This is a genomic window from Nocardia sp. NPDC055321 (genome assembly GCF_053645575.1).
Map to the genome: position 1 here is coordinate 1 of NZ_JBSHMS010000032.1, position 19,293 is coordinate 19,293.

General features: G+C 67.7%; 20 protein-coding genes. 6 read left to right on the forward strand and 14 right to left on the reverse strand.

Going from position 1 to position 19,293, the window contains the following annotated elements:
• Positions 1 to 26: 26 nt before the first annotated feature.
• From ACWIGI_RS35280 to ACWIGI_RS35290, 3 genes are read right to left on the reverse strand one after another with little or no spacing between them, the layout of a single operon-like run.
• Positions 27 to 437: an arsenate reductase ArsC gene (locus ACWIGI_RS35280; protein ID WP_454207810.1), complete on the reverse strand. Its 411-nt coding sequence runs from the start codon at positions 435 to 437 to the stop codon at positions 27 to 29.
• Positions 437 to 1,576: an ACR3 family arsenite efflux transporter gene (gene arsB, locus ACWIGI_RS35285; RefSeq protein WP_454207812.1), complete on the reverse strand. Its 1,140-nt coding sequence runs from the start codon at positions 1,574 to 1,576 to the stop codon at positions 437 to 439. The genes ACWIGI_RS35280 and arsB overlap by 1 nt, the downstream gene beginning before the upstream one ends.
• Positions 1,573 to 1,941, reverse strand: coding sequence for an ArsR/SmtB family transcription factor (locus ACWIGI_RS35290; RefSeq protein WP_454207814.1), 369 nt, complete (start codon positions 1,939 to 1,941; stop codon positions 1,573 to 1,575). The genes arsB and ACWIGI_RS35290 overlap by 4 nt, the downstream gene beginning before the upstream one ends.
• A gap of 213 nt (positions 1,942 to 2,154) precedes the next feature.
• Here ACWIGI_RS35290 and ACWIGI_RS35295 point away from each other — a divergent pair, with 213 nt between their 5' ends.
• Together ACWIGI_RS35295 and ACWIGI_RS35300 are read left to right on the forward strand one after the other, a co-directional pair.
• Complete coding sequence (locus ACWIGI_RS35295; RefSeq protein WP_454207816.1) at positions 2,155 to 3,102, forward strand: helix-turn-helix transcriptional regulator; 948 nt, start codon at positions 2,155 to 2,157, stop codon at positions 3,100 to 3,102.
• Between the two features lie 157 nt (positions 3,103 to 3,259).
• Complete coding sequence (locus ACWIGI_RS35300; RefSeq protein WP_454207818.1) at positions 3,260 to 3,943, forward strand: PAS and ANTAR domain-containing protein; 684 nt, start codon at positions 3,260 to 3,262, stop codon at positions 3,941 to 3,943.
• Between the two features lie 36 nt (positions 3,944 to 3,979).
• Here the strand turns inward: ACWIGI_RS35300 and ACWIGI_RS35305 are convergent, their stop codons facing one another.
• Positions 3,980 to 4,351, reverse strand: a complete 372-nt coding sequence (locus ACWIGI_RS35305; RefSeq protein ID WP_454207821.1) for an ArsR/SmtB family transcription factor — start codon at positions 4,349 to 4,351, stop codon at positions 3,980 to 3,982.
• A gap of 4 nt (positions 4,352 to 4,355) precedes the next feature.
• Entirely contained in the window at positions 4,356 to 5,600 is a 1,245-nt protein-coding gene (locus ACWIGI_RS35310) for an MFS transporter (protein ID WP_454207823.1), read from the reverse strand.
• 479 nt (positions 5,601 to 6,079) lie between these two features.
• Here ACWIGI_RS35310 and ACWIGI_RS35315 point away from each other — a divergent pair, with 479 nt between their 5' ends.
• Complete coding sequence (locus tag ACWIGI_RS35315) at positions 6,080 to 6,496, forward strand: T6SS immunity protein Tdi1 domain-containing protein (protein ID WP_454207824.1); 417 nt, start codon at positions 6,080 to 6,082, stop codon at positions 6,494 to 6,496.
• A 64-nt stretch (positions 6,497 to 6,560) separates the two neighbouring features.
• On the opposite strand, the gene ACWIGI_RS35320 is transcribed toward ACWIGI_RS35315, so the two are convergent.
• A complete protein-coding gene (locus tag ACWIGI_RS35320; protein WP_454207826.1) occupies positions 6,561 to 7,163 on the reverse strand; it encodes a GNAT family N-acetyltransferase in 603 nt (200 codons plus the stop codon).
• Positions 7,160 to 8,488: a helix-turn-helix domain-containing protein gene (locus tag ACWIGI_RS35325; RefSeq protein ID WP_454207828.1), complete on the reverse strand. Its 1,329-nt coding sequence runs from the start codon at positions 8,486 to 8,488 to the stop codon at positions 7,160 to 7,162. The genes ACWIGI_RS35320 and ACWIGI_RS35325 overlap by 4 nt, the downstream gene beginning before the upstream one ends.
• A 478-nt stretch (positions 8,489 to 8,966) precedes the next feature.
• Between ACWIGI_RS35325 and ACWIGI_RS35330 the strand changes: the two genes are divergently transcribed.
• Positions 8,967 to 9,239: a hypothetical protein gene (locus tag ACWIGI_RS35330; protein WP_454207830.1), complete on the forward strand. Its 273-nt coding sequence runs from the start codon at positions 8,967 to 8,969 to the stop codon at positions 9,237 to 9,239.
• Between the two features lie 877 nt (positions 9,240 to 10,116).
• Positions 10,117 to 10,353, forward strand: a complete 237-nt coding sequence (locus ACWIGI_RS35335) for a hypothetical protein (protein ID WP_454207832.1) — start codon at positions 10,117 to 10,119, stop codon at positions 10,351 to 10,353.
• A 20-nt stretch (positions 10,354 to 10,373) separates the two neighbouring features.
• Here ACWIGI_RS35335 and ACWIGI_RS35340 read toward each other — a convergent pair whose 3' ends face one another.
• Both ACWIGI_RS35340 and ACWIGI_RS35345 read right to left on the reverse strand, forming a co-directional pair.
• Entirely contained in the window at positions 10,374 to 11,615 is a 1,242-nt protein-coding gene (locus ACWIGI_RS35340; protein ID WP_454207834.1) for an RNA polymerase sigma factor, read from the reverse strand.
• Positions 11,612 to 12,004, reverse strand: coding sequence for a YciI family protein (locus tag ACWIGI_RS35345; protein WP_454207835.1), 393 nt, complete (start codon positions 12,002 to 12,004; stop codon positions 11,612 to 11,614). The genes ACWIGI_RS35340 and ACWIGI_RS35345 overlap by 4 nt, the downstream gene beginning before the upstream one ends.
• A 308-nt stretch (positions 12,005 to 12,312) precedes the next feature.
• On the opposite strand from ACWIGI_RS35345, the gene ACWIGI_RS35350 reads away from it, so the two are divergent.
• Positions 12,313 to 12,789, forward strand: coding sequence for a hypothetical protein (locus tag ACWIGI_RS35350; RefSeq protein ID WP_454207837.1), 477 nt, complete (start codon positions 12,313 to 12,315; stop codon positions 12,787 to 12,789).
• 39 nt (positions 12,790 to 12,828) lie between these two features.
• On the opposite strand, the gene ACWIGI_RS35355 is transcribed toward ACWIGI_RS35350, so the two are convergent.
• The 5 genes from ACWIGI_RS35355 to ACWIGI_RS35375 all read right to left on the reverse strand — a co-directional run bounded on the left by ACWIGI_RS35355 (position 12,829) and on the right by ACWIGI_RS35375 (position 19,268).
• A complete protein-coding gene (locus tag ACWIGI_RS35355; RefSeq protein ID WP_454207839.1) occupies positions 12,829 to 14,547 on the reverse strand; it encodes a class I adenylate-forming enzyme family protein in 1,719 nt (572 codons plus the stop codon).
• A gap of 14 nt (positions 14,548 to 14,561) precedes the next feature.
• Positions 14,562 to 15,824, reverse strand: coding sequence for a MaoC family dehydratase (locus ACWIGI_RS35360; RefSeq protein WP_454207841.1), 1,263 nt, complete (start codon positions 15,822 to 15,824; stop codon positions 14,562 to 14,564).
• 12 nt (positions 15,825 to 15,836) lie between these two features.
• Positions 15,837 to 16,820 (reverse strand): acrylyl-CoA reductase (NADPH), encoded by a 984-nt coding sequence (gene acuI / locus ACWIGI_RS35365; RefSeq protein ID WP_454207843.1) that lies wholly within the window; start codon positions 16,818 to 16,820, stop codon positions 15,837 to 15,839.
• A 165-nt stretch (positions 16,821 to 16,985) separates the two neighbouring features.
• Positions 16,986 to 17,768: an SDR family NAD(P)-dependent oxidoreductase gene (locus ACWIGI_RS35370; RefSeq protein WP_454207845.1), complete on the reverse strand. Its 783-nt coding sequence runs from the start codon at positions 17,766 to 17,768 to the stop codon at positions 16,986 to 16,988.
• A gap of 3 nt (positions 17,769 to 17,771) precedes the next feature.
• The gene (locus ACWIGI_RS35375; RefSeq protein ID WP_454207847.1) at positions 17,772 to 19,268 is read right to left on the reverse strand and encodes a class I adenylate-forming enzyme family protein; all 1,497 of its coding nucleotides are present in this window, start codon (positions 19,266 to 19,268) and stop codon (positions 17,772 to 17,774) included.
• Positions 19,269 to 19,293: the final 25 nt, after the last annotated feature.

A 19,293-nucleotide genomic window follows, 5' to 3' on the forward strand; every position in this document is an offset into this window, starting at 1 on the left:
CGCCATGTCGGTGCCCGCCCGCTCGCTCACTCCCGCCCCGGCACCAGCTCGGCGATCAATTCCGCTACCCGAGTGCGGATTTCATCGCGGATCGGTCGCACCGCCTCGATGCCCTGCCCGGCCGGATCGTCGAGCTTCCAGTCCCGGTAGTCCACACCCGGGAAGTACGGGCACGCGTCCCCGCAGCCCATGGTGATCACCACGGTCGAGGACTCGACGGTGTCCGGTCGCAGGACCTTCGGAGTCTGGCCGGTGATGTCGATGCCGACTTCGGCCATCGCGGCGACCGCGGCCGGGTTCAAGGACTCGCCCGGAGCGCTGCCCGCGGAGCGGACCTCGATCGAGTCCCCGGCGAGTGCGGCCAGGAACCCCTGCGCCATCTGTGAGCGGCCGGCGTTGTGCACGCACACGAACAACACACTCGGCTTGGAAATCATCAGCCTGCACGGCCTTTCGGAGAGGGGACGGTTTCGCCGGCTCGGTGGGTAGATCCCGTCGGTGTCCCGCTCGAGACCGCACCAACCCCGCCGTCGCGGAACCGGTCACGCAGGGCGAGGGAGACGTACACGAGCACGACCAGAACCGGGACTTCGATCAGCGGGCCGACCACCCCGGCGAGGGCCTGCCCCGAAGTCGCGCCGTACGTCGCGATGGCCACCGCGATGGCGAGTTCGAAGTTGTTGCCCGCGGCGGTGAACGCGAGGGTGGTGGTGCGCGCGTACCCGAGACCGAGAACCGCGCCGAGTAGGTAACCGCCGCCCCACATCACCGCGAAGTAGATCAGCAGCGGGATCGCGATCCGCACCACGTCCAGCGGCTGGGAGGTGATCTGCCTGCCCTGCAGGGCGAACAGGATCACGATCGTGAACAGCAAGCCGTACAGCGCCCACGGGCCGATCCTCGGCAGCAGCGTCGATTCGTACCAGTCGCGGCCCTTGGCGCGTTCGCCGAGTACGCGGGTCGCGAATCCCGCGAGCAGCGGAATGCCGAGGAAGATGACCACGGACTTGGCGATCTGCCAGGGCGAGGCGTCGATGGTGGTCTGCTCCAGGCCGAGCCAACCCGGCAGCACCGACAGGTAGAACCAGCCGAGCACGGCGAACATGATGACCTGGAAAACAGAGTTCAAGGCCACGAGCACCGCGGCGGCTTCGCGGTCGCCGCAGGCGAGGTCGTTCCAGATGATGACCATGGCGATGCAGCGCGCCAGCCCGACGATCATCAGACCGGTGCGGTATTCGTGCAGGTCCGGGAGCAGCAGCCAGGCCAGGGCGAACATCAGGGCCGGGCCCAGGACCCAGTTCAGGACCAGGGAGCTCAGCAGGAGTTTGCGGTCGCCGGTGACGGAGTCGAGACGGTCGTAGCGCACCTTGGCCAGCACCGGGTACATCATGATCAGCAGCCCGATCGCGATCGGCAGCGAGATGCCGTCGATCTCGACCGCGCTCAGCGCGTCGCCCAGGCCGGGGATCAGTCGCCCAAGCAGCAGACCCGCGGCCATGGCCACACCGATCCATACCGGCAGGAATCGATCCAGGGTGGATAGTCTGCCGACCACGCCGTCCACACCGCTCATGCGGAGGCTCCGGCGGTGTCATGCGCCAACGCCTGCGAAAGGCGTTGGAATGCTTCGGGAACCACGCGGTAGTACACCCAGGACGCGCGGCGTTCACTGGTGAGCAGCCCGGCCTCGCGCAACACCTTGAGGTGGTGGGAAATGGTCGGCTGGGTCAGGTCGATGCCCGCGGACAGGTCGCATACGCACGCCTCCTGGCCGGCGCGGCTCGCGATCGAGGACAGCAGGCGCAATCGCATGGGGTCCGACAGCGCCTTGAACACGGCCGCCAACTCGGCGGCGGCTTCGGCCGACAACGGCTCACGAACGAACGGTGCGGGATCGCACGCGGCGACGAGCGGGATCTCGACCGGTGACTTAGACATGTGTCGATATTGACAGATATCGAATCCGGAGGACAAACGAACCCCCGGTGAACTCTGCGGCCCGGGGAGATGGTTGCGAGCTGCTCGGCTGCCGGATCTACCTGTCGCGCCGGGAGCGCGGGGCAGTAATTTGGTCAGCCTGATGATGGGTGGCCGGATCGGGTCGCGGTGGTGCGCGGCCCGCACAAGTGGAGGTGCGTTGTGCATGCGCCGGTGCGTTCGGGGTTCGATACGCGCAACCGGGAGGAGGGGGAGGCGCTGGTCGCCGCCGCGTACGCCGAGAACCGGCTGCGGGTCACCGGCGGTAGCGACGGATTTCGAATGACCCAGGACCGCATCGATATCGGTGAGATCCAGTTCGACCACTACTCCAACACCCTCACGCACGACTTCGACGTGGATCCGCTCGAGACCCTGACCGTCCTTCGAGTGCTCGAGCGAACGGTGTCGATCGACACCGCCGCGCACTCGGCGCGTGCCTGCCCCGGTGACGTCATGCTCCTGACGCTGCCGGGGGAGTCGTACCGCACGGTGGTCGACGGCGCGCGAACGCAGGCGACGCTGCTGAGTTTCGGTCTGCTCGATCAGGTCGGCGACGAACCCGGCGCGGCCCTGGCACGTCGCTACCGGACAGATCCGATCGCGCCGGCCGCGGCCAAGCAGTGGGTGCGCACCGTCGACTACATCACCGAGACCGTGCTGTCCGCCGACGCGATCACGACGCCGCTGGTGCTCGATGCCGCGAGCCGCATGCTGTCGGCGACGTTCGTCGCGGTCTTCGATCCCGAAGCCGGGACCGTGCGCTCCGAAGATCGAGTCGATGCCGTCCCCGCGGCCGTGCGGCGCGCGACCGCGTTCATCGAGTCCAATCCGGACCTGGAGATCGGGGTCGCCGACATCGCCCGTGCCGCACATGTTTCGGTGCGCTCGCTGCAGCTGGCGTTCCGCCGCCACTTGCACACCACGCCGATGCGCTATCTGCGCAGAGTCCGCCTCGAGCTGGCCCGCGCCGATCTGCTGCGCGCGGTCGCCGGTGACGCGACGACGGTGACCGGGGTCGCGCTGCGGTGGGGTTTCGCGGATATGAGTCGTTTCGCGGCGGACTATCGCGCGGCCTACGGCGAACCTCCCCACCACACCCTGCGTCGGCTGGGCCACTAAACCCCGGCAGTTCGTTTTTCGCGTACCCACCTTGCGTGAAAGCCGGTAGACCGCACCCGTTCCCGATCGAGAAGCTGACTGTGATTGTCAACGACACGTCTGCTCCGTCGAATCGACGGGCCGTGAGCAGACCAAAGCCGGCCGAAAAAGGGGTGCAATGACCGACTTCGCTGTCGAGCCCACCACATCGCAAGGGCAGAACGCACCGGCGGTCGTGACCGGCCCGGGCTTCGGCAGCTTCCGGTTCTGGTTCGCCACCAAGCGCTGGGAGTGGTCCCCGGAGGTGTACCTGATGCACGGGTACGTCCCCGGTCAGGTCGAGCCCACGACCGAATTGCTGCTCTCGCACAAACATCCGGAGGACCGGGCCGTGGTGGCTGAGGCGATCACCCGGTCGCTGAACAACGGCAAACCGTTCTCGAGCAGGCACAGGTTCGTCGACACCCACGGCCGGATCCATCCCGTGCTGCTGATCTCGGACGGCATCACCGATCCCGACGGCAAGGTGGTCGGCACCACCGGCTACTACATCGACCTCACCGACACCCTGGCCGCGGCCGAGAAGGACACCCTGGACAGCGTGCTGCCCGAACTCCTCGAGGCGCGGGTGGTGATCGAACAGGCGAAGGGCGCGCTGATGGGCATCTACCGCATCACCGAGACCCAGGCGTTCGAGGTGCTGCGCTGGCGCTCACGCGAGACGAGCACGAAGCTGCGGGATCTGGCTCAGCAGTTGCTGTTCGACCTAACCCAGACGCCGGGGGCACCGGCTGATTGGGTGACCAGGGTGGATCACTTGTTGCTCACGGTGCATGAGCGCGTGGACCGCACGCGGTCGTGATCGTCGAGTTCCGACGTGAACCGAACTATCCGCCGATCAGCCGTGGGATGGTTCGCCGGTAACGATGTGGTCGGCCAGGTTCAGGCCCTCGTGGATGAGTCGTGCGAGGTGACCGTCGCGGATTTCGTAGATGATGTGCCGGCCTTCGCGGCGGGTCGTGACCATGCCGGTGAAGCGGAGTTTGGCCAGGTGCTGGCTGACGGCGGTGCGGGAGGCGCCGCAGGCTTCGGTGAGGGCTGTGACGTCGGCTTCGCCGTGGGTGAGCAGCCACAGGATGTGCAGGCGGGTGGGGTCCGACAGCATGCGGAACGCGTCGGTGGCCGCGGTGAGGCGAGCGTCATCGACCTCGAAACTGTGCTCCAGACTCGCGTGCGCGTCTGCAGCGGGGATCCGGCCGCTCCTGCCCATCCAGCTACCTCCCTGTCGCGGTCGTCGCCTCGATTCCCGAGGGAGTATCGACCGGCCACGCCTGTGCGGCGGTCAATCCGGCCAGTGTAGCCAGCAGGCTCGCGATGATCGCCGCGACGAGCTGGCCCATGCTCGCGCCGACCCAGCCCGCGATGGGGTAGGTGAGCAGGAAGCAGGCGTGCGACAGGGAGAACTGAGCGGTGAACACTGTTGTACGAGTGTCGGTGTCGGACTGAGCGCGCAGTAGCCGCGCGGACGGGGTGTTGATCAGGGAGGTGCCCGCGCCCAATGCCATCCACGCCCCGGCCAGCAGCGTCCAGCCCGCGATGGGCGCCGGGTCGAGTGCGGGGATCAGCGCCGCGGCCGCCAGCCCCGCCGGCAAAATCGCGCAGCCGGTGAGCATCAGTTGCCGGTCGGGCACGATGGTCAGCAGGCGGGGTACCCCGAGCGCGACGATCATCGAGCCCGCCCCGTAGCAGCCCAACGCGAGCGCGACCGCGGATTCGGGTCCGTGCAGCAGATCGCGCACGTACACGACGGTGTTCACCACGACCAGCGCGGTCGCTGCGGCCACCGCCAGATTCATCGCCAGCAAACCGCGTAGGACCGGGCGCGCGAACATGATTCGCGCGCCCTGGCTGATGCGCCGGACCAACGGAACCGAACGATCGGCCGGTGCCGGCCGGGGCAGCGGGGTGCCGAGCACCATGATCGCCGAAACGACGAATCCCGCGGCGGTGCCGACGAACAACAGGTTGTAGCTGATCAGCGTCAGCAGGGCGGCCGCGAGCACCGGGCTCAGCAGCGATTCCAGGTCGTAGGCCAGGCGCGAGAGCGACAGGCCCTTGGTGTACTGCTCCTCCCGCACCAGGATCGAGGGAATCACCGCCTGAAACGCCGGGGTGAAGGTCGCAGACGCCGCCTGCAGCACGAAGATCAGGACGTAGATCTGCCACACCTGAGCCACGAACGGGAGCGCGAGCGCGATCACCACGCGAATCGCGTCGGCGGACACCAGCAGCACGCGGCGAGGGACACGGTCGGTGAGCGCCGAGATCACCGGCGCGACAACGACATAGGCGATCATCTTGATTGCCAGCGCGGTACCGAGCACCGCGCTGGCGTCGCTGCCGGCCAGGTCGTAGGCGAGCAGGCCCAGCGCCACGGTGAGCAACCCGGTCCCGATCAGTGCCACCACCTGGGCGGTGAACATCCGGCGGAACCGCTGATGCCGCAGTACCTCGATCACGCTGGCCTCCCTGAGACAGCACCCGACCCCGCCACCGCGTGTCAATGGGTGCGCAGTTATGCACGTATAGTGGGCCGTCGTGTGCTTCCGGTCCTCGCACCAACCATCTCAGTTAGGTGCACAAGTACGCAACTATTGACCCGATAGTGCGTCGGACGACATCCGCCGCAGTCCTCACGCTCGTACTCCTGCCCGGTGAAAGAGGCTCTCGTTGCTGAAACCCAGCCCGAACCGACGACCCGCGCGATAACACGATGCAAAGAGCCGACGCGGGACTAGCTCGGCTCGTTGATCTTTGCTCCCGGGTTGGTCAATGCGATCAGCGCGCACAGCGGCGTGTGTGAATGTCGCTCGATGCGGCTCGGTGTCGAGCGTCTACAGGGACGAAGCTCCGTCGAACTGTGGCCCGTCCCGGGCCTCTAGATCGAAATCTGTTGCCTCGCATGCTTGAATGGCCTGTGACCGGCGACTGTTTCCGAATGATCGAACCCACTGCGATGGCCACAGCCATGCCACGTTGGGTACCGCACTTCCCCCAGTTCGACACGGTCGTGGGGTATTCGGATCTGGGTCATGTCTTCGTCGTCAATCGCGCAACCGGTGAACACGGCGTGTTGTATCCATACGACGCTGCCGGGAAGAACTACGGAGTGTTCCCCACGACGACGGAGTTCGTCGACACGATCGTGCGCGATTCCTATTTCACGTCGGTCATCCTGTTGTCCGGCCATGTCGGGAAGATCCGGAGAATTCTCGGTCCTCTCGATGATGAACAGGTCTACATCGCCACGCCGTACCCGTTTCTGGGCGGTAGCGAGGAGCCGGACACGTACGAGATCGGCGATATCTGGGTCTTTCTGGACGTCGTCGCACAGTTCTTGCTCGCGGAGGAGTGAAAGCCGAAGCGGCGCTGATGGTCATGCCGCGGATGGCCCAGCCCGGTGCGGTGTCGTCCAACGCCTATCGGCATGGGGATGCGTTGGGCGACACGAGACTACGAACCAGAACGTCGAAAGTGGGTGCGTCCGGCCAGTCCGGTCGCATCGTGCCGACTTTCCGCCAGCCCCAGCGCGAATAGCGTTCGTACGCGCGTGCGTTCTGCGGGTCGACGAGCAGTGTCGCGCGTTGTTCTCCACGGCCGCCGAGTAACTCGTCCTGTAGTGCGCGTGCGATCCCGCGCCCCGCGTATTCGCTGCACACCATGATCTCGCTCAACGCGAAAGTTCGGTCACCGGTTTCGGTGATGAATGCGGCCAGGTCGTCGTCGGCGATCTCGAGGCGAGATATCCTCCACCACACCGTGTCCGGTACCAGCGGCCAACCCCACGTTTGTCCTACGGCTTTGCCATCGAGGTAGGCGAACACGAGCTCGAAGTCACCCGCGCGCGTGGGGTTGGTGTACGCGTCGAAGCGGCGCATGAACTCCGCCGGCGCCTCGAACGGGTCACCGGCGTCGATCGCCTCCACGTACGAGCGGCGAAACACGTCCTCGACGGTTTCGCTTTGCTCCCGCGCTCGGGCAGCGGTCAGGTGCTGAAATCGCAGGCCCTCGGGCAGTGTCATGCGGTGATCACTTTCTCTGCCAGGGTGTCGAATTGGTGCCGGAAGTCTCCGCCGATCGCGAGCCGATCGACGGCGTGCCTGACAGGTTCGAGAACCCTCAGTGTTCGCGGCGAGGACAGATCCGCGAAGTCCGTGACAACGGGCAGGGCGTGATTCACCGCTTCGGTGAGATCGCCCCGGCGGACGTGGGTGACTGCCGTCCAGGCGCGCAGGTTCGCGTCGTTGCGGTCGTTGCCCTGTTCGGCGGCGACCGTGTCGAACAGTGTGAACGCGCGATCGAAGTCGCCGAGATCCGCGGATCCGCGGGCTTCGTGTCCGAGGATCTCCTGGTGATCGACGAACCGGAGCCACTGCGGGCAGGCATCGATCGGTTCGTGTGCGATCGCGTAGTCGAGTTCACGCCATGCCGTTCCGATCGCGCGCTCGAATGCGGGCCGATCCAGTAGCGCGGCGTATGCCTGCGCATCGCGAACGGCGATCAGTGCGTGGACGCGGCCCGGTGGCCCGCCGCGCACCAGGTTTCGGGCACGGTCGATGAGTTTGAGGGCGTGGAAAGGGCTTCCGGCGCCCGTGCGCGACAGTGTGATCATCTGCGTGGCGGAGGACAGGCAGGCGTGGGTGATGACGTTGGTGTCGTTCGCTTCCGCGCCCAGTGCGAGGGCGTCCGAGTAGCAGCGTCGCGCGACCCCGTGCCGGTCGGCGTCGTAGGCGAGCCAGCCTGCTTGGGCGGCGAGTTCGCCTACGGCGCTGGTATATGCGTTGCCCGTGGCGATGTCATAGGACCCGGTATCGAGCAGATGTTTGGCCTTGGATAGCTGTTTCAAAGCGAAGTCGACCAGTTGTCCGCCGCCGATGCGCTGATCTTCCTGGGTGAGAGCGGCAACGGCGTCCATGAGCCGTTGCACATCCGATCGGCCGATGTGGGGGGTATCGCTGCCGATAAAGGTCGTCGTGGCGCCGGCCGCGACCAGCTTGCCGAATTCCCGTCGCTTCACCGCGTCCCCGTCCTCACCCTGTGGGAGATCGAGCTCCTGAACACTCACTACGAGGTTGCCATCGATCGGGCTGGGACGCGTCTCCATCCGCAGCGGGAGCGAAATCGCCGCGGAGAACCGAGCGAGCTGCGCGGGGTCGAGCCGGGCCAGGATCGTGTCCAGCGCTTCGGCGGATCGGCCTGTAACCGGCCGACTTTCGGTTGAGCGCTCCCACTTCTTCACCGTCGGCGTGACATACCCGACGGTGTCGGCGAACTCCTCCTGGGTTTGCCGCAGTGCCGCCTTACGCAAGGCCCGGACCTCGGTCCGGGTCCACTGGTGCACGATCATCGCCACTCCCGCCTCGTGGCCGCAATGGTCTGTGTGCGAAGCGTATTCCTTCTGTACACCCGCCATGGCTGGGATAGCGAACTCGGTTTCGGGACCCTTGAATCAGGTTCGCCGTCGGACGGTTTCGACCGTTTCGTCCGAGTATTTCCGGCGGCGCGATTGGTGGAAGGTCGTGAGTCATGAGGCGGGAGCCGACAGCCCTGGGGTATGTGAACGACGATGTGACGGCCGCCGTTGGCTGGGATGAGGCGCAGTGTCGCAGACTCGCGCGCCGACTCGGGTATCAGTTGATCTGGGTGCCCGGGTACTGCGTCCTCGGTCTGGTCGAGACGGTGCGTGGGGCCGATGTGGACGCGGTGATCGTGCCGTCGAGTGCGCACCTGGACGAGTTGACCCTCGACCGGCTGATGCACTGCTGCGATGTGGAAACGGTTGCGCCTCGCCGGACCTATGCCCGGTATTTCGGTGGGAGACATGGATGCCCAGCGTGACGCCCTTGGCGCTGCTCGATTACGCGGTCCTGGGCGCGGTGAACGCGGCAGGTACCGCCGAGTCCGTCGACAGCCTGGCCGCCATGGTTGCCGCACCGGAACAGGGACCCGGTCTCTATCTGAGCCCGGAATCGGTGTGTCGCATCGTGACTCGGTTGCGGGCGCGCGGGTTGGTCGAGGACTGCGCCGAGGGCGGCTGGCGGCTGACGCACCGGGGGCGCGTGTTGTGGGCGACGAAGGGCGAGCGTTTCACGCTGTGACCCAGGAGTCTTCGCCTGGCTACAGAGTGCTTCGGTGCCGATGATTTCCAGGGCCGCGTCGATCCGGTCCTGGAGATCGGTCGCGCGCGCCGTCAATCTGCCCGGCGCGCACGGCAGTCGAACTCATGCAGGGTCTCGCACGGCTGTGCGGGATGGGCGGCCACTATCGGATAGCTCCCCCGAGATTGCCGCTGAACCCGCACTTCGGGCCGGTGCACCCGAGGGCACCACCGATTCCCGCACCGGCACCGCCGCCGCCCGCGACAGCACCACCACTCAACCCGCAGTTCGGGCCGGAGCAACCCATGCTGCCACCGATGCCGGCACCGCCCCCTGCGGAGCCCCCGAGACTGCCGCTCAACCCGCAGTTCGGGCCCGAGCACCCCAGGCCGCCGGAGAGTCCGAGGGACTGGGCGGAGGCCACGGACCCGCCGCCGATACATACCGCAGCCGCAACCACCACCGCGCCGATCCATCGTGAACACGTACTCATGTCGAACTCCTCACGTTGAAAACCATGTATGAGGCCAATCGAGTCGGCAAACGTGCTCGTTACCCGGAATTTCCCCGAGAAAACTGCTCTGAACTGTGAGTATTTAGAGACCTCGCGCTGATCTTCAACTGTCCGGAACCACTTAGCAAACACCCGCCTTGTTGGGATGCGCTGGTGAGCGGAACGCACCATATTGCCGCGTACCGCGCTGACCGAACCAGCCGGCGCTGAGCCCGCGAAAGGTCTAGCGGCCGTGCCGGTCCGAGGCCGGTGGAACGTCCGGAGCCGCCGAATATGGCTCTCACGGTGGCGAACACGATCGGTAACGCCGGTCAATAGCGCGGTGATACGGCAGGTGAACCCTCACGGTGATGGAGCATTGGGATGTCCGACCAGGCCGTAATGCATAGGCGGCGTATGTTTTACGCGTATCGGAAGGTCAGAACCCTGCTCGGTCTGATTGCCTCGATTTACAACCGGGTGCTCGAACTCTGCGCGCTCTACCTCTTGGGTATGGTCTTGGGATTCGCACTTCTCTGGTACTTCGGTGAGTTGCCGACCGAGCCCGTCAATCCAGAGCTTCCTCCCATTACCTCACCCCTGGCGCCTGCGCCTCGCTGAACGAAAACTTCTGAGAGCGGTCAGGTTTCGGTGGTGAGGCGGCGCACGCGACCGTTGAGGTAGCGCTGCTCGGGGACGCTCGTCGCCAATTGCGCGGCCCGGCGGTAGCTGTCCAGCGCGGCGGGATCGCCGCCCAGCATCTCCAGCAGGTGGGCGCGGACCGCGTGGGTGCGGTGGTGGCGGCGCATCGACGGGTTGTCGAGCAGGGGCGTGAGGAGGTCCAGGCCCTGTTGGGGGCCGAACGCCATGCCCACGGCGACGGCGCGGTTGAGGGTCACAATGGGGCCGGGGGCCACGCGGTCGAGCATCGCGTAGAGGATGCTGATCTGAGGCCAGTCCGTGTCTTCCCAGGTGGGGGACTCGGCGTGCACCGCGGCTATCGCCGCTTGCAGCTGGAACCGGCCGACGTGGCCGCGCGGTAGTACACGTTCCAGGATGGCGACACCTTCTGCGATCAGGTCGCGATCCCACTGCGACCGGTCCTGTTCGGCGAGCGGTACGAGGTCGCCGTCGGTCGTCCGGGTCGCCGCGCGAGCGTGGGTAAGCAGCATCAGGGCGAGCGCCCCGGACACCTCGTCGTGATCGGGTATCGCGCAATGCAATTGGCGGGTGAGCCGGATCGCCTCCTCGGTCAGCGACCAATCCGTCAGGTTGGCACCGGTGGAGCGGGTGTGGCCCTCGGTGAACAGCAGATGGCACACATCGAGAACCGCGGCGACCCGGTCGGGCAGATCAGTCCGGTTCGGCAGCTCGAACACCGCGCCGGTCGCGCGCAGGGTGAAGCGTGCTCGGGTCAGGCGCTGGGTCATGGTGCGCTGCGGAACGAGATAGGCAGCGGCGATCTCGGCGGTGCCCAGACCGCACACGGCATGCAGAGTAAGGGCCACCTGCGAGGGGCGGCTCAGGCTCGGGTGGCAGCACAGCACGAGCATGCGCAGCATGTCGTCATCGTCGGTGGCCGGCTGGTCCGCCGCGGGCGAGGTGTGCGCGTCACTCGGCTGTGCGACGGCGACGGCTTCCTCCCGTCCCACCCGGGCGCGGTCGGCCCGCATTCGGTCGATCATGCGTCGCGACGCCACGGTGATGAGCCAGCCGCGCGGATCCGAGGGAACCCCGTCGCGAGCCCATTGGACCGTTGCCGCCTCCGCCGCTTCCTGGGCCGCGTCCTCGCAGTCGCCGAAGTCGCCGTGCCTGCGCAGCAGAGCGGCCAGGACGTGCGGCGACTCACGCCGCCACACGTCCTGCACCACCCGGTCGCTCACTGGTCGTCGCCACCCGGCCACATCGCGGGCCGCAACTCGACCGTCTCTCCGGGACCGGCGAACTGCGCTGCGATCTCCTCCGCGCGAGCGTGGTTCTCGACGTCGATCAGGAAAAGTCCCGCCAGGTGTTCCTTGGACTCCGAGTACGGTCCGTCGGTCACCAGCGGCTTGCCGTCGCCCCACCGGTACAGCCGCGACGATTCCGGTGCTCCGAGCGCCTCGCCCGTCACCAGCTCGCCCTTCTCCTGCATCTCGCCGAGCAACTTCTCGAAATCGGAGTTCACCCGGTCCCGGTCCGCCTGCGACATCTCCCGGTACTCGGGCAGAAAGTCGCTCGTCGGATGACCCCACGGCTGCGGGTTGGAATGAATCAGGATCACGTACTTCATCACGGCTCCTTCGCCATCGCGGATGCGCCCGACCGACCCATCCTCACCTGAAACGTCGGAGCCGACACCCGGATGTCGACATCCGGGGTTTCTGGATCGCGAACTCGCGCCGGGCCAGGATCGAGCGCTCGTCGGGGCGTGCCCGATCGCGCGGTGCACGGGCGGTCACGTTCGAACTCGCCGGGTACTGCCCGAGCCGCGCCAGCGACTCTGGGGTCTTCGCAGGACAGCGGCGTATTGCTAGCTTCCGGTGTGGCCGGCGTCGTTCGACTTGAACGGTGGACTGTGTTGCGCCAATAGGGGATTCAATGACGCACGATGACACCGACGGATATGAGGACTGGTATCCGGTGGGTATCCAGGTCTGCACCACCCAGGGGGACGCTCGGACGTGGACGGTCAAGGTCGGCTGTCATGCAAGCCGCCGGGACTACCTGGTGTTCCTCGACGACGGCCGCGAGGGTGAGTGGCGAGGGGTCGGATTCAACGTGTTCGAGGCGTTCGCCGCCGCACGTTCCGAGCCCGAGGGACTCGGATTCCGATTCCTGGTCGTAGGCGCGCGACCGGAGTTCTGGCCCTCGGGCATGAGCAGCGACATGGGCGGGGGTGTCCTGCTCTACCGGCACTACCCGTCGGTGGTGCGCCGTGTCGTGGGCGAGCTCACCGATCTGGTGTTGCGGCGCAGCCCCCTCCACCACATGTTCGATCCGGCACCGCTGTCCAGAGTCGCGACGGCTGCGGAACAGAGGGCCTTCCGCGATGGAGGGAAGATGCCTCTCATCTGAGGGCGAGAACGCTCGGACGTGACGCCGTGCTGTTCCGCCCTACTCGGCCCCCGTCCCCGTCCGCAGGCGGGCGGCCGCCAGCTCCCGGAGGTCGGCGGTCTTGATCTTGGCGCTGCCAGTTAATTCGAAGTCGGTGTCGGCGAAGAACAGGACCTCGCGGGGGACCTTGTAGCTGGCCAGGTGTTCACGGAGGTACGTGCGGAGGGTTTCGGGGTCGGGGGTGTGGCCGGCGTGGGGAACCACGCAGGCGACGACGATCTCGCCGAGGGTTTCGTGTGGAATACCTACCGTGCGGGCTACTTTCACCTCGGGGTGGGTGGTCAGGGCCTCGTCTATCTCCAGGGGAGAGACGTTCGCGCCGCCGGTCTTGATGATGTCGGTCAGGCGGCCCTCCCAGTGCAGGCGGCCGGACTCGTCCAGGTAGCCGCCGTCACCGGTGCGGAAGAAACCCTCGGCGTCGAGCGTCTCGTCCAGGGGAGTGCCGAGGTAGCCGAGCATCAGGGTGGGGCCCTTGATGCCTATCTCGCCGCTCTCGCCGCGGGGGAGGATCTCGCCGGTCAGCGGGTTCACGATCTTCACGGTCACGCCGGGGAGGGCCTCGCCGCTGCTGCCGGCGATCACGTCCTCGGGGGTGTTCGCGGGGAAACACGTTGTGATCGTGAAGGTTTCGGTGCTGCCGTAGGCGTGGCCGGGTTCGGTGTACGTCGTGGTGACCGTGGGATGGGTGGCCGCGGGCAGCGAGCGGTCCACGAAGCGCAGGGCGCTCAGGTCCGTGGTCGGCCAGGTGGGGGCCGATTCGAGTTGAGCCCACTGGTGGGGCCAGGCCACGGGGAAGTTCACGCGCTCGGACTGCATCAGCTCGAGCGCCTCCTCCGCGTCGAAAGTCGGTTGCAGGACCAGGGATCCGCCCGCGGCCAGGGTCGCACCCAGCGCCATGCCGAAGTTGCCGGACCAGAAGAACCCGTTGGCCGTCCAGCAGCGCACCGCGTCGTCCGGGCCGAAGCCGTACATGCGGCGGAAGCGCCACATCTGCACGGCCACACCGCGATGCGCGCTGCGGATGCCCTTCGGCTTGCTCGTGGTGCCGGAGGAGAAGAAGACCACCGCGGTGTCACTCGGCGTCACCGCGGCCGCCGTCGCCTCGACGAGTTCGGCCGGTTCGGACCAGCCGCGGGCCAGGAACCCGGCCCAGCCCTCGATGACACCGCCCCGGACCGGCTCACCGATCATCGAAAGATGCCGCAGGAAGGGGTATTTCGCCGAGCGCAGCCCGCCCGGAGTCGAGAAGCCGATCGCAGGTTCGAGGTCGGTCAGCACCGCGGCGAAATCCCGTTTGGCCACCGACCGCTCGAACAGCAGCACCGACACCCCGGACACCCGGAGCAGATGATCCAGCTCGGCCGGCGTGGAGAAGGTGCTCAGCGTGACCGCCACCCCGCCCGCCATCCCGATCCCGAAGACCGCCGCCAGCCACTCGGGCCGGTTGGTCATGAGCACCCCGACCCGGCTGTCCTTACCGACCCCGCACGAGCGCAACGCTCGGGCCACCATGAGGGCGCGCTCGCGCAGATCCGTGTAGGTCCAGCGCGTCACCTCGCCGGCGGACCGGAAGACCAAAGCCTCACGGTCGCCGTATTTCTCGGCCACCTCGTCGAGAAATCCGGGCAGCGTCAACGCGCCCAGACCCGGCTCCTCGGACAGGGGCGGCCCCGTCGCGATCGCCGGTCGGGTGGTCACGTCGTGGGTCTGGGTGCTCATGGCGATCCGTTCGATCAGTACGGCAGTTCGACCTCGGCGGTGCAGTCCACCAGCACCCCGTTGTCCTGATTGGTGAGCCGGACCCGGACCTGCACCAGCGGCACGCCCCAGACCGAAGCCGGTTCCTTGCCGATGACCTCGGCGTCGAAGTAGGTCACATCGCCTTCGAAGGCGGGCAGCCGGAAATCGGCCTTGGTGTGCCGCACCATGCCGTCGTGCCCGGCCCAGTAGGAGAGATAGTCGGTGCACCACGCGCCCATGGTCGCGCCGTAGCCGTAGGCGCGCGCCATGCCGACCTCGTCGGCCTTGTCGCCGTCGATGTGCCCGCGTGAAGGCCCGACATACAGGCCGTCGCGTTTGCGCGGGTCGATCCGCGCGCCCTCCTCGTCGAACCCGAATCCCTCGGTCCAGCCCGGATCCTGGTTGATCCACGGATCAGCCACCCCGGCGGGCGCGGTCCAGTGGAAGGTGCCCCAGATGTTGAACAGGAAAGCGCGGTACTCGGTGGTGAAGGAGGCGATGCTGTGCGGCCCGATCACCCGGCGCGGCAATGTATCGCCGACCTTCACCTCGTCGAAATGCGGTGAGACACCGGCGCGATTGGACATCAGCCAGTCGTGCCGGAGCTGCTCGACCTCGAGCAGTTCGGCGGTGGTCCACTTCTTCAGTTCGCCGTACTGGTTGTTGTAGAAGCCGCGCTTGCGCGCCTCCTCGGCCAGATACCGCACGGCCGTGGATCGTTCGCGCGCCACCAGCACCCCGTGCTGATTGGTGTGCACGGTGTCACCGCGCGAGAGCATGGTGGGACCGGCGAACTTCGACTCCACGATCTTGTAGTCGTGAAAACGCCGTTCCTGCAACAGCTTGTCGCCGGGCCGGACCGGGCAGCCGTAGAACCACCACTCCTCGCCGCCGAAGATCAGGTGACTGCCGGGGATCCGCCCGACACAGGCGGGCTGGGCGCCGTGCCCGTAATCGAGCGCGACGGCGATCGATTGGGGCGCCACGATCCCGCCGAACCGCGTCTCGCGGGCGTATTCCTCGTCCCAGTGCAGGGGATTGGCGTAGTCCATCGCCATCACCCAGCGCCGGATGTCGGAGGAGCTGCACGGATCCCACAGCTGGCCGCCGCCGACCGGCTTGCCGACCCGATGGTCGACATCGGAGAGGTCCAGGGTCACCGCGGATTCCACGGCAGTGGCGCTCGCGGCCTTCTTCGCCGCACCGTTCTTCTTGGCCGCCGCGGCCTTCTTCGTCGCGGTCGCTTTCTCGCTCATCGCCGCTCCCGTTCAGCCGTTGACGTCGACGACCAGGCGACCGCGCACGGTCCCGTCGATCAGGGTGCCCGCGGCCTCGATGGCCGCGCCGAGGGTGATGTCCCGGGCGATGGCCTCGATAGCGCCGGCGTCCAGATCGCGGGCCAGTCGCGCCCAGGCGTCGAGTCGGCGCTGCTTGGGCGCCATGACGCTGTCCACGCCGAGCAGCGCGACCCCGCGCAGGATGAGCGGCGCGACCGAGCCCGGCAGATCCATGCCCTGGGCCAGACCGCACGCGGCGACCGCGCCGCCGTAGCGGGTCTGAGCCGCGGCGTTGACCAGCGCGTGGCTGCCGAGCGTGTCCACCACGCCCGCCCAGCGCTCCTTCTGCAGCGGCTTGCCGGGCGCGGTCAGCTCGGCCCGGTCGATGATCGTGCTCGCGCCCAGGCCCTTCAGATACGCGGCCTCGCCGGGCTTTCCGGTCGCGGCGGCCACGCCGTATCCCGCCTTGGTCAGCAGAGCGATGGCGACGCTGCCGACGCCGCCGGTCGCACCGGTCACCAGCACCTCGCCCTGATCGGGGGTGATGCCGTGCGCGAGGAGCGCGTCCACGCACAGGCTCGCGGTGTATCCGGCGGTGCCGATCGCCATCGCCTGGCGTGAGGTGAATTCGGCCGGGCGCGGCACCAGCCAGTCGCCGTTCAGCCTGGCCTGCTGGGCGAGTCCGCCCCAGTGGGTTTCGCCGACACCCCAGCCGTTGAGGACGACTGCGTCGCCGACGGACCAGTCCGCGTGCTCGCTCGCGGTGACCACACCCGCCAGGTCGATGCCCGGGACCATGGGGAACTTGCGCACGACCGGCGACTTTCCGGTAATGGCCAGGGCGTCCTTGTAATTGAGCGTGGAGTAGTCCACGGTCACGGTGACGTCACCCGCGGGGAGCGCGGTGTCGTCCAGTTCGGTCAGCGCGACCTTCGGGCCCGCGTCGCCCTTCTCGATGAGGATTGCCGAGAACATTCGGAGCGATTCCTTTCCGGCCCGGAGCGCGAGCCGACGCGTGCACAATTGGAGAATAGCATTCTCCAATATTGGAACGGATGTTTCCACGCACCTGTGACGCTGTCAACAGATTGTGATGGGAACGGGTAAGAAGAGTTGAAAAAGCTTGGGGGACAGCGGCACTCAGTGCGCCGTCCAGCCGCCGTCCACGACGATCGTCTGTCCCGTCACATAGCGCGCGGCATCGCCGGCGAGCCAGGCGATCGCGCCGACGAGATCCTGGGCCGTGCCTTCGGCGGGCAGCGGGATATTGCGCCGCAAATACGCCGCCCCCCGTTCGCTGTCGTAGAGGCTGTCGGTGATCTCGCTGCGGAAGAACCCGGGAGCCACGGTGTTCACCCGGATCGAATGCCGCGCCCACTGCACCGCTAATTCGGCGGTCAGTCCCGAGAGCCCGGCCTTGCTCGCGGCGTAGGACGCCTGCGGGATGCCCGGCACGCCGACCCGGCCGCTGATCGAGGACACGTGCACGATCGCCCCGCGCCCCACGGTCCGCATGTGCGGGAACACCGCCTGCGAGAGGCGCAGCGGCGCGACGAGATTCAAGTCCAGGGTGCGATGGATGTCCGCGAGCGGCTCGTCCTCCGCGCGCTCGGTGGTGAAGCGGTTGCCCGCGGCGTTGATCAGGATTTCCGGCGGCCCGAGGGCGCCGAGTACGGCCGGGATCACCGCGTCCACCTCGGCCGAGACGGCGAGATCCGCCGCGACGGCCACCCCGTCCAGTTCGGCCGCCAGGTCGGCGAGCCGGTCCTTGCGCCGCGCGACCAGCGCCACGCGCGCGCCCAGTCCCGCGAGCGTGCGGGCCACTTCGGCGCCGAGCCCGGAGGACGCGCCGGTCACGATGGCGACCCGCCCGGCCAGGTCGAACAGGCGCAGTGCGGGCGGTATCGGAGTCGGATCGGTCATGGCTCAGCCCTCCGCGACAGCCGGGGATCCGGTCACCAACTCGGTGAGCCGGGTGCGTTCGATCTTGCCCATGGCGTTGACCGGCAGCGCCGGTACCAGCCGCCAGATCTCGGGCACCTTGTAGCCCGCCAGCTCGCGCCGGCACAGGGCCGCCAGTGACTCCATATCCACAGTCTCCGAGGCGCTTTCGATGACCGCCGCGACCCGGTGCCCGAGTCGTTCGTCCGGCACCGCGCAGACCGCCGCCTTGGTGACGTCCGGGTGGGCGGCCAGGACCCGTTCCACCTCCAGGGGGTAGACGTTCGCGCCGCCGCGGATGATCACCATCTTCTTGCGGTCCAGCACGCGCAGCCAGCCCGCCTCGTCCACGGTCCCGATATCGCCGGTGGGGAAGGAGCCGGGTTCGATCGGACGCACCCGCCCCGCCTCCCAATACCCCAGCAGTGGCCGCCAGTCCCGGGCCCACGCGCCGGATTCGGCCGCGTTCAAGCGCAATTCGCCCAGCTCGCCGGGCGGGAGCTGGCGGCCGGAGTCGTCGTAGGCGGCGACCTCGTACTGCGGCAGCACCCGCCCGCTCGTCCCCGGCCGCCACTCCGTGCCGGGCGGGTCGATGGCCACCACCGTGGGCGCCTCGGACAGCCCGTAGGTGGCCCGCACCGAGATGCCGTGCGCGGCGGCGAAATCCCTGCGTACCTGGTCGGGGGTATCGCTGCCGCCGCTCCACACCTCGTGCAGCGAGCTCAGATCCGCGCCGGGACGGCGGGCCAGGTCGTAGAGCTGCGCGGGCGCGCCGTTCCACACCGTCACCCGATGCTCGCGAATCCAGTCCGCGACACCGTCGACATCGCGGCGGTTCATGATGATCGAACAGCCGTGGGCCTGTGCGGTCAGCAGCGTGGACAGCACCATCATGTTGAGGATGGTCAGCGGGAAGCTGTCGCCCTTGCGAAGTTCGGGCCCCCAGCCCCGGTTGGCGACCAGCACCGCGCCGGGCAGCAGCAGATTGCGCTGACTGTGCACGACCGCCTTGGGCCGGCCGGAAGTGCCGCTGGTGAAACCGATTCCGGCCGGCGCGTCGATATCGTGCTCGATCTCCGGCGGTGCGTCCGCCGCGTCGAGCAGCCGAGCCCAGCGGTCGGGATCGACACGACCGGCGGTGCTCAGCAGGCAGCGGGGGCCCGCCAGCACCACCGACGGTTCGCACTGGTCGTACAGCCCACGCTGCTCGGACTCGCTCAGCGCCTCGCCGATGCCCAGCCAGATCGCGCCGATCCGTTGCGCGCCATGGAAAGCCGCGACGATGTCGAGGTCGTTGGGCAGGCACGCGGCGACCCGATCGCCGGGCCGAACGCCCAGCGACCACAGCGCCCCGGCGGCCCGCCGGGCGTGTTCGTCGAGTTCGGCGTACGTCCACGCACCGGACGCGGCCACGATCGCTGGGGCCTCGGGGCGCGAGGCGAGGGCCGAATCCAGCACTCCGGCAATGGTGAGACTGTCCACGACCTCTTTGATAGCACTATCCTTG

Bases quoted from the DNA above. Each gene is read 5' to 3' on its own strand.
- ACWIGI_RS35345 (WP_454207835.1), bottom strand. From the start codon at position 12,004: ATGAAGTACGTGATCCTGATTCATTCCAACCCGCAGCCGTGGGGTCAT.
- ACWIGI_RS35325 (WP_454207828.1), bottom strand. From the start codon at position 8,488: ATGATCGTGCACCAGTGGACCCGGACCGAGGTCCGGGCCTTGCGTAAG.
- ACWIGI_RS35335 (WP_454207832.1), top strand. From the start codon at position 10,117: ATGTCCGACCAGGCCGTAATGCATAGGCGGCGTATGTTTTACGCGTAT.
- ACWIGI_RS35330 (WP_454207830.1), top strand. From the start codon at position 8,967: ATGCCCAGCGTGACGCCCTTGGCGCTGCTCGATTACGCGGTCCTGGGC.
- ACWIGI_RS35315 (WP_454207824.1), top strand. From the start codon at position 6,080: ATGATCGAACCCACTGCGATGGCCACAGCCATGCCACGTTGGGTACCG.
- ACWIGI_RS35290 (WP_454207814.1), bottom strand. From the start codon at position 1,941: ATGTCTAAGTCACCGGTCGAGATCCCGCTCGTCGCCGCGTGCGATCCC.
- ACWIGI_RS35320 (WP_454207826.1), bottom strand. From the start codon at position 7,163: ATGACACTGCCCGAGGGCCTGCGATTTCAGCACCTGACCGCTGCCCGA.
- acuI (WP_454207843.1), bottom strand. From the start codon at position 16,820: ATGTTCTCGGCAATCCTCATCGAGAAGGGCGACGCGGGCCCGAAGGTC.
- ACWIGI_RS35280 (WP_454207810.1), bottom strand. From the start codon at position 437: ATGATTTCCAAGCCGAGTGTGTTGTTCGTGTGCGTGCACAACGCCGGC.
- ACWIGI_RS35355 (WP_454207839.1), bottom strand. From the start codon at position 14,547: ATGAGCACCCAGACCCACGACGTGACCACCCGACCGGCGATCGCGACG.
- ACWIGI_RS35370 (WP_454207845.1), bottom strand. From the start codon at position 17,768: ATGACCGATCCGACTCCGATACCGCCCGCACTGCGCCTGTTCGACCTG.
- ACWIGI_RS35300 (WP_454207818.1), top strand. From the start codon at position 3,260: ATGACCGACTTCGCTGTCGAGCCCACCACATCGCAAGGGCAGAACGCA.
- ACWIGI_RS35360 (WP_454207841.1), bottom strand. From the start codon at position 15,824: ATGAGCGAGAAAGCGACCGCGACGAAGAAGGCCGCGGCGGCCAAGAAG.
- ACWIGI_RS35350 (WP_454207837.1), top strand. From the start codon at position 12,313: ATGACGCACGATGACACCGACGGATATGAGGACTGGTATCCGGTGGGT.
- ACWIGI_RS35305 (WP_454207821.1), bottom strand. From the start codon at position 4,351: ATGGGCAGGAGCGGCCGGATCCCCGCTGCAGACGCGCACGCGAGTCTG.
- arsB (WP_454207812.1), bottom strand. From the start codon at position 1,576: ATGAGCGGTGTGGACGGCGTGGTCGGCAGACTATCCACCCTGGATCGA.